Source organism: Pseudomonas sp. Z2-11 (assembly GCF_054161305.1).
On the sequence record NZ_CP096395.1, the window covers coordinates 4,016,491 to 4,028,748 of the forward strand.

The following is a 12,258-nucleotide window of genomic DNA, read 5'->3' on the forward strand; positions in this document are numbered from 1 at the left end:
GGGCAGATTCGGAAACAGCGTTCGGTCAGCGAGAACCGAAGTGAGCGGGAGTCTAGAGGGGCACTCGGGAGCGGAATTGCGTATAGGCGACAAATAGTTATAGAGATAGAGAGCATTTGCAAAACCGAAAGCAGTCAGCCCTTGTGGCGAGGGAGCTTGTTCTCACCCCAAGGAGGACGCACCGTTCAACAATCGCAGCTGACCGCCTGCTCCGTCACGCGCTCCACGGAACCGGTCAGGCGGAAACCTTCGTCGAGCCAGCCCATGACACCACCGATCATTTCCTTGACCGGGTACCCCAGGGTCGCCAGGCGCACCGCAGCCTTGTTGGCGCCGTTGCAATGCGGCCCCGCGCAATAGACCACGAACAGGGTGGCCTTAGGATAGGCCGCAAGCGCCTCGGCAGTCAGCGTGCGGGTCGGCAGGTTGATCGCCCCGGGCACGTGCCCGCGTGCATAGGCCTGCGGCCCGCGCACATCAACGAGGACAAAATCGATCTCACCGGCGTCTTGGCTGGCACGTACGTCGGAACAATCGGTTTCGAACATCAGGCGCCGGCTGAAATGCTGCAGGGCAATGTCGGACGGCGCAGCAGGCACTTCGCGAACAGGGCTGGTCATCATGGTTTACTCCAGGGACGGATAAGGGCTTGGAGAGACTTTATCCACCCGCCGCCAACCGCTACAGTGGCGTACAAGACACTCTGTGGGAATTTTCCGCCAAATGCAGCCTACCCCTGGCCTCGTCGCGATTCTCGCCTACGACGGACTGTGCACGTTCGAATTCGGCGTCGCCGTCGAGATATTCGGGCTGGCACGGCCCGAGTTTGATTTTCCCTGGTATGAACACCGCATCGTCGCTGTCGACGACGGCCCGATGCGCGCCATGGGCGGCTTCCAGGTATTGGCCGATGGCGGCATGGAGCTGCTCGACAGCGCGCGAACCATTATCGTGCCGGGCTGGCGCAGTCGCAGCGAACCGCCCTCCGATGCCCTGCTCCAGGCCTTGCGACGAGCCCATGCCCGTGGCGCTCGCCTGTTGTCGATCTGCTCGGGGGCTTTTGTCCTGGCGGCCACCGGGCTGCTTGACGGCTTGGGCGCCACCACGCATTGGCGCTACACCGACGAACTCGCCGACAGCTACCCGACCATCGAAGTCGATCCCGATGTACTTTATGTCGACTCCGGCCAGATCATTACCTCGGCTGGCAGCGCGGCCGGCATCGATGCCTGCCTGCACTTGGTGGCGCGGGATTTCGGCGCCCAGGTCGCCAATGCCGTGGCGCGCCGGCTGGTCATGCCGACCCAACGCACCGGTGGCCAGGCGCAGTTCATTCCCTCGCCGGTCAGCCGCACGCCGCGCAGCGATTTGTCCGGCGTCATGCAATGGGCCCGGGAACGTCTCCACGAGCCGCTGGGAGTGCGCGACCTGGCCAGTCACGCCGCCATGAGCGAACGGACCTTCCTGCGTCGCTTCACCCAGGCTTGCGGCCTGTCGCCCAAGGCCTGGCTGCAACATGAGCGCCTGGCACGGGCGCGGGAATTGCTGGAAAGCACGCAAGACAACACCGACAACATTGCCCAACTGTGTGGCTATCGTTCGGTGGAAAGTTTCCGGGTAGCGTTTCGCAACGTGGTGGGGCTGGCGCCGTCGGTGTACCGGGAGCGGTTTGGGCGAGGGTGACGACGCCTTCGAGGTTCTCCGTGGCGAGGGAGCTTGCTCCCGCTGGGTTGCGCAGCAACCCCGATGCACAAGATGGCTGATGTCTTGCGCCTGCTTCGCAGTCGAGCGGGAGCAAGCTCCCTCGCCACGGGTTGATCCGCACCATCAGGGTTTGCGCAACAAATACGTATCCATGATCCACCCGTTCGCCTGTCGCGCCGCCTTGCGGGTGCGTTCGATGTCGTCGGCCACGTCCCCCAGCCGTCCGGCAATGAGCAATTCATCCGCCATTCCCACGTAGGCGCCCCAATAGATCTGCGTATCAGGATCGTTGACCTGGCGATACGCATCCTCGGCATCAAGCATCACCACCGTGCTCGCGGCATCGCCAACCTGGCCCGCCGCCAGCCTGCGCCCCGTGGTGATCTCCAGCGAGCCGCCGATACTGTTCAACGGCACCTTGTGTCGCGCCGCGAGGGCCTGGACGCTGGTGATCCCCGGAACGACATCGAACTCGAAGACGCAGCGCCCCGAATCAAGGATCGCCTGCAGGATGCGCAGGGTGCTGTCGTACAGCGAAGGGTCGCCCCACACCAGGAAACCGCCACGCTGCCCGTCAGACAATTGCTCATTGATCAATCTTTCGAACGTTGCCTGCTTCGCCCGGTTAAGTGCCTCGACACTGGCCGTGTAGTCCAGATCCTCGCGCTGGCGCTCGGGACTGCCGGCTTCGACAAAGCGGTAGGTGCGATCAGTGATGTAGCGGCGACAGATGTCGCGACGCAGGTCCAACAGCGCGTCCTTACCGGGCCCTTTGTCCATCAGGAAAAACACATCGACCTGATTCAGGGCCTTCACCGCTTGCATCGTCAGGTGATCGGGATCACCGGCACCGATGCCTATCACCGACAATCTCTTCATGCTTGCGGCTCCCGGCCAGGCCCCTGGGTGCGAAATCGCCATACCCCGTTGAAACGCAACTCAGTGACGGAAAGCGATTCGATGTCGATCCGGTGGAACATGCCCAGCGGGCAACCCAGTACGTTCAGCAGGGCAGCGCGAATCACGAACGGATGGGTAACGGCCAGCCAGTGGCCCGGAGTGTGTTGCAGCGTCGTCAGCCAGTTGCCGACCCGGCGACATACCTCGCTGACGGACTCGCCGCCGTGGGGCGCGGCGTCCGGATCGTCATGCCAGGCTTGAAGGTATTCCGGCTCCGTCTTGAGCAACTCATCGACAGACATCCCGCGCCAACGCCCGAAATCACAATCAGCCAACGCCTGGACCACCTGCGGATCGTCGCCCAACAGCGCCGCGGTCTGGCGGGTGCGCAGCTCTGGCCCGCAAAGCAGGCGGCGGACGTTCCGGTATTCATGGCCGATCTCGGCACGCGTCGCCAGCCAGCCGGCGTCCAGCGGTTCGTCCAAGCCGAAACGTGCATCTTTCTGGGCGGCGGTGCGGGCATGGCAGATCAGGGTAAGGCGAGTGGCTTGCACATTGGATACTCAGTCTGTCGGACGGCTCAACACAGCAACCCTCCCGTATTTTCTTGTACAACACCTTATATGAAATCAAATAACCCGGACAAAAAGGCGGTATGTCTGACACAGACGGGAGCGATAGCTGACATACATTGGCGTTCCAACCAAACCCTTGCCCTACAAGGCCTCTACGTGACTTGAGGCTTTTTAAACGGAAAGTAAAAACCTCTGGACACGCGACACCTGCTACCCAAATACTATTTTCGGCGCTAGAAAAGAAACCAGCACTCATCCCGGCAAGGAGCACGGATGCCTCTCTTCAGAGACCCGATCACTGATCCGTGCCTGGCTATGATGCTATCGGTACACAAGGTCATATGTGCCCTGTATGGCCGGGCGCCGTCCGACGCCTTGCCCCAGGCGCTGTCACCAGCCGAACTTTGTGAGCACTATGCGTGAATCCATTGAATGTGCCGAATCGGGCCTCTATACCAAGCCTGCTTTCCGGTTGCTGCGTGAAGACTCCGAGCATCCATTGTTGCTGGTTTGCGAACATGCCAGCCGCTACATTCCTGATGCACTGAACGACCTGGGCCTGGATGAAACCGCCGCTCAGGAACATATTGCCTGGGACATCGGTGCGCTGGCCCTGGCCGAGCGGCTGTCCGAAACCCTCGGCGCGACCTTGCTGTCGGCCAACTATTCAAGGTTGTTGATCGACCTGAACCGTCCGCTTCACGTCGCCGACAGCATTCCGGCGCAAAGCGAGATCTACCAGATTCCTGGCAACCAGTCCTTGGATGACGCTACGCGCGCGTATCGCCAGCGGTGCCTCTTCCATCCATTCCATGATCAATTGCGCGCCTTGATCGACCAACGCCTGGCCGACAAGCGGACCGTGCGAGTGGTCGGCATCCACAGTTTCACCCCGGTGTTCTACGGCCAGCCGCGGGCCCTTGAGGCCGGGGTATTGTTTGGCGAAGCCCGGGAATATGCCCAGCGCATCGTCGACGGGTTAGCGCGCCATTCGCTGCGGGCCGCCGGCAATCAGCCCTATAAGGTCAGCCCGTTGAGTGACATGACGGTTCCAGTCCACGGCGACGGCCGCGGCCTGGATTCGGTGCTGATCGAAGTGCGCAACGACCTGTTGCGCAGTTCCGAATCGGTGCGGACCTGGAGCGCCTATCTCGCGCCGCTGCTGTAACGCGACCGTGTCAAATCTCTGCTACAAGCTTCAACGCGTGGACATCGACAGTGATCGTCAGGCCCGGCACCTCTCGGCGGGCTCTTTGAAACAGGAGTGTTATCCATGCTGGCTTTACGTCCAGTTCAGTTAACCGATTTGCCGCAGTTGCAGCAGCTGGCCCGCGACAGCCTGGTGGGCGTCACCTCGCTTCCCGACGACACGGATCGCCTGCGAGACAGAATCCTCAGCTCATGCGCCTCGTTCGAAACCGACGTGCAACGCCCCGGTGCGCAGAATTACTTTTTTGTCCTGCAGGACCTGGTGTCGAGCCGCCTGCTGGGCTGCTCGGAAATCGTTGCGGCCACCGGTTGCGACGAGCCGTTCTACAGCCTGCGCAACCGGCCGTTTTCCAGCGAGTCCCGGGAGTTGAACATCCAGCATGGCGTACCGGCACTGTCGCTGTGCCAGGACCTGAATGGCCAGACGCTGCTGCGCGGCTTTCATATCGACGCCGCATACGTGCACACGGCGCAATCGCAATTGTTGTCCCGCGCCCGGCTGATGTTTGTCGGCGCCCATCCCCAACGCTTTGCCGACTCGGTGATCACAGAGATCGTCGGGTACAGCAGCAAGGAAGGCCATTCGCCCTTCTGGGATGCCATCGGTCAGCACTTTTTCGACCTGTCCTACACCGAAGCCGAACGATTGTGCGGCCTGCAGAGTCGGACCTTTCTCGCCGACCTGATGCCGCAATACCCGATCTATGTCCCTATGTTGCCGCCTCAGGCCCAGGCTTGTATCGGCCGGATCCACCCCGACGGCCAGGAAGCCTTCGACATTCTCGAACGCGAGGGTTTCGAAACCAATAGCTACGTGGACATCTTTGACGGGGGGCCGACGATGCACGCCCGGGTCGCGAACATCCGCTCGATCATTCACAGTCGCTCGGCCGTCGTGCGTCCGAGCCAGCAGGTTGACGCCACGGGGCGCTACCTGGTGAGTAATGATGGCCTGGGTAATTACCGGGCCATCATCGCCGACCTGGACCTTGACGCCGAAGGCTTCGTGCGCCTGTCCCCTGACATGCTGGCAGCGCTTGAAGTTGCCGACGGTGACCGGGTCCGGGTGGTCAGCCTATGAACTGCAATCGATTGCGCATCGTGCGACAGCGTCCCGCCCGGCCTGTAGAAGGAGGCGCTTCGTGGTAGTCCGCCCGGTTGCCCTGACCGACTTACCCGCATTGATGGACCTCGCCCGTTGCGCCGGCCCTGGGTTCACCAGCCTGCCGGCCAACGAGGAGCGCCTGGCGCACCGGGTACGCTGGGCCCAGCGCACCTTCGCCGGACAGGTCGAACGGGCGGACGCCGACTATCTGTTCGTGCTTGAAGACGATGACCGTCAGGTAGTGGGTATCAGCGCTCTCACTGGCGCAATCGGACTGCGCGAGCCCTGGTACAACTATCGGCTCGGGGTCACGGTCAGCTCGGCGCCCGAGCTGGGCATCCAGCGGCATATTCCGACGCTGTTCCTCAGTAACGAGATGACCGGGCAGTCGGAAATCTGCTCGTTGTTTCTTCATCCCCAGCACCGTCGCGGCCATAACGGGCGCCTGCTGTCCCTGGCGCGCCTGCTGTTCGTGGCGGAGTTTTCCGGGCTGTTTGGCGATAAGCTGATCGCCGAATTACGCGGCCACGCCGATGAACAAGGTTGCTCGCCGTTCTGGGACAGCCTGGGACGACACTTTTTCCAGAAGGACTTCAGCCACGCCGACCAGTTGTCCAGCATGGGCAACAAATCCTTCATCGCCGAGCTGATGCCCCGCCAACCGCTGTACACCTGCCTGCTCACCGAACAGGCCCAGGCCGTGATCGGCAAGGCTCACCCCAACACCGAGCCGGCCTTGAAGATCCTTGGCGATGAGGGTTTTTCCCATAAAGGGTACGTGGATATCTTTGACGCCGGCCCGGTGATCGAAGCGCCGGTATCGAACATCCGCAGCGTCCGCGACAGCCAGTCGCTGACGCTGACCATAGGCACCCCGGACGAACGGGCGCCGGTCTGGCTGATTCATAACCGGCGCCTGGAAAACTGCCGCGTCACCAGCGCCCGGGGGCACCTGCACGGCCAGGGCCTGGTGGTCGATCGCCTGACCGCCAAACGCCTGCAAGTACAACCGGGCGACACGGTGCGCGCCGTGCCGCTGTTCAAACAGGATCGCCAGGCGGTGGCGGCATAGCGGCGCGGCGCCTGCCATATCTCACGGGATCGACTTCGGCCAGCCTGTCCCTGTAAATTCGTCATCATCCTTGGCCGTCCCGCGTGATAGCTTTCCATCCTTAGGCGTTGACACTTTTGCTCAAGCCCTTCCATTCCATTGGTGGAACTCATATGTCCAGGCTTTCCCATCAAGATTTGCGTCGAAATTTCCGCCAATTGCTGGCTTCCACAAATTGCTACCACACAGCGTCAGTGTTCGATCCGATGTCGGCGCGCATTGCCGCCGACCTGGGTTTCGAGGTAGGCATCCTTGGAGGCTCGGTAGCGTCACTGCAAGTATTGGGCGCGCCGGATTTTGCCCTGATCACCCTCAGCGAATTTGCCGAGCAGGCCACCCGCATCGGACGCGTCGCGCAACTACCGGTGATCGCCGACGCCGACCACGGCTACGGCAACGCACTGAACGTGATGCGTACCATCATCGAGCTCGAACGCGCCGGCGTGGCGGCGCTGACGATTGAAGACACCTTGCTGCCGGCACAATTTGGCCGCAAATCCACCGACCTGATCAGCGTGGCCGAAGGCGTCGGCAAGATTCGCGCGGCTCTGGAGGCGCGGGTCGACTCGGAAATGGCCATCGTCGCCCGCACGAACGCGGGGATTCTGCCGGTCCAGGAGATCATCAGTCGCACCCGGCAATACGAGCGCGCCGGCGCGGACGGCATTTGCATGGTAGGCGTGCAGGATTTCGAGCATCTGGAGCAGATCAGCGAGAACCTGAACGTACCGCTGATGCTCGTGACTTATGGCAACCCGCTGCTGCGCGACGATAAACGCCTGGCTGAACTGGGCGTGAGAATCACGATCGACGGCCACGGCGCGTATTTCGCCGCGATCAAGGCTACCTACGACAGCCTGCGGGAACAGCGTCAGATCTTCACCCAGGCGTCAGACCTCAGCGCCACGGAACTGACCCACACCTACACCCAGCCCGAGGAATATATCCGTTGGGCCGAGGAGTATATGAGCGTCAAGGAGTGAGCTGATTCATCGACCTGGAGGCCGCCATCGCGAGCAAGCTCGCTCCCACAGGGGCTTGCGGTGAGCGCCAATAATACGTCCACCGCACAAACTCTGTGGGAGCGAGCTTGCTCGCGATAACAGTCTCAGCGTGAACGAGCTTCAGCGCCCGCTACGCAACATCTCCTTGGGCACATACTTGCCGACCTCGAACTTGCCGATAGCCGCCCGATGGACCTCATCCGGACCATCGGCCAGGCGCAGCGTGCGCTGCATGGCATACATGTAGGCCAGCGGGAAATCGTTGGAAACCCCGGCCCCGCCGTGGATCTGGATCGCCCGATCAATGACTTTCAAGGCCACGTTCGGCGCGACGACCTTGATCTGGGCGATTTCGCTTTTGGCCACTTTATTGCCGACCGTGTCCATCATGTACGCCGCCTTCAAGGTCAGCAGGCGCGCCATGTCGATTTCCATTCGCGAGTCGGCGATCTTGTCGATGTTGCCACCCAGGCGCGCCAGCGCCTGGCCAAACGCGGTTCGACTGATGGCGCGCTGGCACATCAATTCCAAGGCACGCTCGGCCATGCCGATGGAGCGCATGCAGTGGTGAATCCGGCCCGGCCCGAGGCGACCCTGGGCAATTTCAAAGCCGCGTCCTTCGCCCAGCAAGACGTTTTCGTACGGCACCCGCACGTTATCGAACAGCACTTCGGCGTGGCCGTGAGGTGCATCGTCATAGCCGAACACCGGTAGCGGCCGGACGATTTTTACCCCGGGGGTGTCCACCGGCACCAGGATCATCGAGTGCTGGGCGTGACGAGGTGCGTCGGGATTGCTCAGGCCCATGAAGATCAGGATCTTGCAGCGTGGGTCGCAGGCGCCCGAGGTCCACCATTTCTTGCCGTTGATGACCCATTGATCGCCGTCACGCTCGGCACGGGCAGCCATGTTGGTGGCGTCCGACGAAGCAACGTCCGGTTCGGTCATGGCAAAGGCCGAACGAATCTCGCCCCGCAGCAGCGGTTCGAGCCAGCGCTGCTTTTGTTCCTCGTTGGCGTAACGCACCAGCACTTCCATGTTGCCGGTATCCGGCGCCGAACAGTTGAACGGCTCCGGGCCCAGCAGCGAACGCCCCATGATCTCCGCCAGCGGTGCATATTCCAGGTTGGTCAGGCCGGCCCCCAACTCGGACTCGGGCAGGAACAGATTCCACAACCCTTCGGCTTTGGCCTTGGCCTTGAGCTCCTCCATGATCGCAGTCGGCTGCCAACGGTCGCCTTCAGCCACTTGCCGTTCGAACACGGCCTCGGCCGGGTAGACATAGGCATCCATGAACGCCGTGACGCGCTCACGCAGTTCCTGAACCTTGGGGGAGTAGGCAAAATCCATGGGCAGCACCTTCTTGGCAGAGGTTGTTTTTAGGTCATGAAATCGATGCTAGTTCAGCTACGAAAATTTACCTAACCTATTCTCAGCGTGTATTAACATTCATCACCGATATATGGTTCACTGATTTGCATCGCCTTCCGGCACCTCACAACAAGCCCAAGAACAAGAGTGCAGCGCCATGAATCTGAGCAAGGTCGACCTCAACCTTTTCATTGTCTTTGATGCGATCTACACCGAAGCCAACCTGACCCGGGCCGGACAGATCGTCGGCATCACTCAACCGGCGGTGTCCAATGCCCTGGCGCGTTTGCGCGAGACGTTCAACGACCCGCTGTTCGTGCGTACTGCCCAAGGCATGGTGCCCACGCCGATGGCCCAGAATATTATCGGGCCGGTGCGCAACGCCCTGTCGCTGCTCCGGGTGTCGGTGCAGGAAAGCCGGATCTTCAACCCGCTGCAAGCCGTCAAGACCTATCGCATCAGCATGACCGACCTCACCGAGGGCGTGATCCTGCCGCCGCTGTTCCAGCGCCTGCGCCGCCTGGCGCCGACGGTGGCCATCGAGAGTTTCCTGTCCAAGCGTCGGGAAACCACCAAGGAGCTGGCCGCCGGGCGCCTGGATTTCGCGGTTGACGCTCCACTCAATACCGATCCGCAGGTGCGCCACGTCAAGCTGATGGAAGATCGCTACGTGTGTGCCATGCGCAAGGGCCACCCTTTGGCGGGCAAGGAAAAACTCAGCCTGGATGATTACCTGGCGCAGACCCATGTACATATCTCCAGCCGCCGCAACGGCCTCGGTTATGTCGACCTGGCATTGGGCAAGATGGGCATCCAGCGCAAGATCGCCCTGCGCTCGCAGCATTATCTGATGGCTTCCCAGGTGCTCCAGCAGACCGACATGGTCATGACCGTTCCCGAACGTTTCGCCCGTCGCCACGACCTGCATGCCTTCCTGTTGCCCGTCAACGATGTGCCGCCGGTGGAAACCCATCTCTACTGGCACGAAAGCACCGACCAGGACCCGGCCAACCGCTGGATGCGCGAGCAGATGATCGAGCTGTGCCAGCAGGTGACGGCGCATGAGAAGAAGCTTGATAAGGTTTAGCCCGTCCAATGTGGGAGCGAGCCTGCTCGCGATAGCGTCGGATCAGTCACTATTCATATTGGCTGGACTACTGCTTTCGCGAGCAGGCTCGCTCCCACAGGTTTCGTCGACAGCTCATTGCTTGACGTGAACGTCAACCTGCCATTAGCTTAGCGCCAACCCCTTTCGTTTCGAGCGCTTCCATGAGCAGCCAGACCTACAGCATCTCCGACCTCGCCCGCGAACTGGATATCACCACCCGCGCCATCCGCTTCTATGAAGAACAGGGTCTGTTGCGCCCGGAGCGCCGTGGTCAGGAACGTATCTACTCGCCGCGGGACAAGGTCAGCCTGAAACTGATCCTGCGGGGCAAGCGCATCGGTTTCTCTCTCGCCGAGTGCCGTGAGTTGATCGAACTCTACGACCCCAGCAGCGGCAATCAGAAACAACTGCACAGCATGCTGGCGAAAATCGCCGAACGGCGCGAACAGCTCGAACAGCAGTTGCTGGATATCGAACAGATGAAGCTGGAGCTCGACACCGCCGAAGAACGTTGCATCCAGGCGCTGGAGCAGACGATCAAAGGCGAGGAAGTCGTCCAGTAACACGACACGTCCCCTGTGGGAGCGAGCCTGCTCGCGATGGCGGTGTGTCAGTCAATATCAATGTTGTCGGTTATACCGCTATCGCGAGCAGGCTCGCTCCCACAAGGGTTCGTCATTGGTCCCGGATAGTTGGCAACTCACCACAGGTCAATCCCATGTCCCTCCCCTCCTTTGTACGTTTGATCGAAGTCGGCCCCCGCGACGGCCTGCAGAATGAATCCCAACCCATCAGCGTGGCGGACAAGGTGCGTCTGGTTGACGCCCTGAGCGATGCGGGCCTGGGTTACATCGAAGTCGGCAGTTTTGTCTCGCCCAAGTGGGTGCCGCAGATGGCCGGTTCGGCCGAGGTATTTGCGCAGATCCAGCGCAAGCCTGGCGTGACCTATGGCGCCCTGGCACCGAACCTGCGGGGTTTCGAGGACGCACTGGCGGCGGGGGTCAAGGAGGTCGCTGTATTCGCCGCGGCGTCCGAAGCGTTTTCCCAGCGCAACATCAATTGTTCGATCAAGGAAAGCCTGGAACGCTTCGCACCGATCATGGAGGCGGCGAAGCACAGCGGCGTCAGCGTGCGCGGCTATGTGTCCTGCGTGCTGGGCTGCCCCTATGAGGGCGAGGTCAAGCCCGAGCAGGTGGCGTGGGTCGCACGGGAGCTGTACGCCATGGGCTGTTACGAGGTGTCCCTCGGCGACACCATCGGCACCGGCACCGCCGGTGCAACGCGCAGGATGTTCGAGGTAGTCGGCGCGGACGTGCCCCGGGACAAACTGGCGGGACATTTCCATGACACCTATGGCCAGGCCATGGCCAACGTCTACGCCAGCTTGCTGGAAGGTATTGCCGTGTTCGACAGCTCAATCGCCGGCCTGGGCGGCTGCCCTTATGCCAAGGGCGCCAGCGGTAACGTCGCCACGGAAGACGTGCTGTACCTGCTCAACGGCCTCGGCATCGAGACCGGCATTAATCTGGATGCACTCATCGCCGCGGGCCGGCAGATCTGCGACGTGCTGGGTCGCTCGACCGGTTCGCGGGTGGCCAAGGCGCGCCTGGCGCGGTGAGGTGTTACCGCCCCGCTTGTAACGGGGGCGAAACGAGTAACACGGAAACAATTTGTCTGGAATCGTCGTACCGGGTTTTCAGCAAAAAAACCTAATCTATTGATTTAAAAGGTTTTTATAAAGTTGGCACGGCACCTGCTATATCTCCAGTACAACAAGAATAAAAAAAAGCGACAAACCCAATAAAAACAAGACGAAACGACTCTGACATAACAAAAACAACACGGCAGAGACGCAGCTAACAGATTTTTTTGGAGAAGATGTGCTTTTCAGGGTGCTTCCAGGAGCAACCCGCAACCGGGCAGAGAATAATAAAACTACCTCCAGGTAGCTCCCGAATCGGTTGGATCGCAAGGCGAAAAAGCAGATCAGCGCTCAAAAAAATACGTTTGCTCTTGATCCCGGATGGGGATCGCCAAAAACAGCGGTAAAGGGTCACGGCTGCCAAAAACAACAACAGGCCACCCCTCAATAATAAAAAAAGAGCACGCGACGACAAAATTAAAGGGGAGCTTCGGCTCCCCTTTGTGCTGTCTGGGGTTTGGGGTTTTCC

The 12,258-nt window shown here is 60.9% G+C and carries 12 protein-coding genes; 8 read left to right on the forward strand and 4 right to left on the reverse strand.

Features of this window, described 5'->3' with window-relative positions; translation table 11 throughout:
• Positions 1-185 precede the first annotated feature (185 nt).
• Positions 186-620, reverse strand: a complete 435-nt coding sequence (locus M1E16_RS17750) for a rhodanese-like domain-containing protein (RefSeq protein ID WP_458130340.1) — start codon at positions 618-620, stop codon at positions 186-188.
• Between the two features lie 103 nt (positions 621-723).
• On the opposite strand from M1E16_RS17750, the gene ftrA reads away from it, so the two are divergent.
• A complete protein-coding gene (gene ftrA, locus M1E16_RS17755) occupies positions 724-1,683 on the forward strand; it encodes a transcriptional regulator FtrA (protein WP_434630012.1) in 960 nt (319 codons plus the stop codon).
• A 144-nt stretch (positions 1,684-1,827) separates the two neighbouring features.
• On the opposite strand, the gene cobF is transcribed toward ftrA, so the two are convergent.
• Complete coding sequence (gene cobF, locus M1E16_RS17760) at positions 1,828-2,583, reverse strand: precorrin-6A synthase (deacetylating) (RefSeq protein ID WP_458128015.1); 756 nt, start codon at positions 2,581-2,583, stop codon at positions 1,828-1,830.
• Positions 2,580-3,158 (reverse strand): histidine phosphatase family protein, encoded by a 579-nt coding sequence (locus tag M1E16_RS17765; protein WP_458128016.1) that lies wholly within the window; start codon positions 3,156-3,158, stop codon positions 2,580-2,582. The genes cobF and M1E16_RS17765 overlap by 4 nt, the downstream gene beginning before the upstream one ends.
• A 436-nt stretch (positions 3,159-3,594) precedes the next feature.
• On the opposite strand from M1E16_RS17765, the gene M1E16_RS17770 reads away from it, so the two are divergent.
• The 4 genes from M1E16_RS17770 to M1E16_RS17785 all read left to right on the forward strand — a co-directional run bounded on the left by M1E16_RS17770 (position 3,595) and on the right by M1E16_RS17785 (position 7,587).
• Positions 3,595-4,347, forward strand: a complete 753-nt coding sequence (locus tag M1E16_RS17770; RefSeq protein WP_434630007.1) for an N-formylglutamate amidohydrolase — start codon at positions 3,595-3,597, stop codon at positions 4,345-4,347.
• Between the two features lie 105 nt (positions 4,348-4,452).
• Positions 4,453-5,469 (forward strand): arginine N-succinyltransferase, encoded by a 1,017-nt coding sequence (locus M1E16_RS17775; protein ID WP_458128017.1) that lies wholly within the window; start codon positions 4,453-4,455, stop codon positions 5,467-5,469.
• Between the two features lie 61 nt (positions 5,470-5,530).
• Positions 5,531-6,565: an arginine N-succinyltransferase gene (astA, locus tag M1E16_RS17780; protein WP_458128018.1), complete on the forward strand. Its 1,035-nt coding sequence runs from the start codon at positions 5,531-5,533 to the stop codon at positions 6,563-6,565.
• 152 nt (positions 6,566-6,717) lie between these two features.
• Positions 6,718-7,587 (forward strand): isocitrate lyase/PEP mutase family protein, encoded by an 870-nt coding sequence (locus tag M1E16_RS17785; protein WP_434601241.1) that lies wholly within the window; start codon positions 6,718-6,720, stop codon positions 7,585-7,587.
• Between the two features lie 141 nt (positions 7,588-7,728).
• Here the strand turns inward: M1E16_RS17785 and M1E16_RS17790 are convergent, their stop codons facing one another.
• Positions 7,729-8,958, reverse strand: a complete 1,230-nt coding sequence (locus tag M1E16_RS17790) for an acyl-CoA dehydrogenase (protein WP_458128019.1) — start codon at positions 8,956-8,958, stop codon at positions 7,729-7,731.
• 178 nt (positions 8,959-9,136) lie between these two features.
• On the opposite strand from M1E16_RS17790, the gene M1E16_RS17795 reads away from it, so the two are divergent.
• From M1E16_RS17795 to M1E16_RS17805, 3 genes are all read left to right on the forward strand, one after another.
• Positions 9,137-10,066: a LysR family transcriptional regulator gene (locus tag M1E16_RS17795; protein ID WP_434573242.1), complete on the forward strand. Its 930-nt coding sequence runs from the start codon at positions 9,137-9,139 to the stop codon at positions 10,064-10,066.
• A 182-nt stretch (positions 10,067-10,248) separates the two neighbouring features.
• Positions 10,249-10,650, forward strand: a complete 402-nt coding sequence (locus M1E16_RS17800) for a MerR family transcriptional regulator (RefSeq protein WP_305500139.1) — start codon at positions 10,249-10,251, stop codon at positions 10,648-10,650.
• A gap of 155 nt (positions 10,651-10,805) precedes the next feature.
• On the forward strand, positions 10,806-11,705 hold the full coding sequence (locus M1E16_RS17805; protein WP_458128020.1) for a hydroxymethylglutaryl-CoA lyase: 900 nt from the start codon (positions 10,806-10,808) through the stop codon (positions 11,703-11,705).
• The last annotated feature ends 553 nt before the right edge of the window (positions 11,706-12,258 follow it).

Coding starts and splice junctions, on each gene's coding strand:
- M1E16_RS17750 (WP_458130340.1), bottom strand. CDS start 620: ATGACCAGCCCTGTTCGCGAAGTGCCTGCTGCGCCGTCCGACATTGCC.
- ftrA (WP_434630012.1), top strand. CDS start 724: ATGCAGCCTACCCCTGGCCTCGTCGCGATTCTCGCCTACGACGGACTG.
- cobF (WP_458128015.1), bottom strand. CDS start 2,583: ATGAAGAGATTGTCGGTGATAGGCATCGGTGCCGGTGATCCCGATCAC.
- M1E16_RS17770 (WP_434630007.1), top strand. CDS start 3,595: ATGCGTGAATCCATTGAATGTGCCGAATCGGGCCTCTATACCAAGCCT.
- M1E16_RS17775 (WP_458128017.1), top strand. CDS start 4,453: ATGCTGGCTTTACGTCCAGTTCAGTTAACCGATTTGCCGCAGTTGCAG.
- M1E16_RS17785 (WP_434601241.1), top strand. CDS start 6,718: ATGTCCAGGCTTTCCCATCAAGATTTGCGTCGAAATTTCCGCCAATTG.
- M1E16_RS17790 (WP_458128019.1), bottom strand. CDS start 8,958: ATGGATTTTGCCTACTCCCCCAAGGTTCAGGAACTGCGTGAGCGCGTC.
- M1E16_RS17795 (WP_434573242.1), top strand. CDS start 9,137: ATGAATCTGAGCAAGGTCGACCTCAACCTTTTCATTGTCTTTGATGCG.
- M1E16_RS17800 (WP_305500139.1), top strand. CDS start 10,249: ATGAGCAGCCAGACCTACAGCATCTCCGACCTCGCCCGCGAACTGGAT.
- M1E16_RS17805 (WP_458128020.1), top strand. CDS start 10,806: ATGTCCCTCCCCTCCTTTGTACGTTTGATCGAAGTCGGCCCCCGCGAC.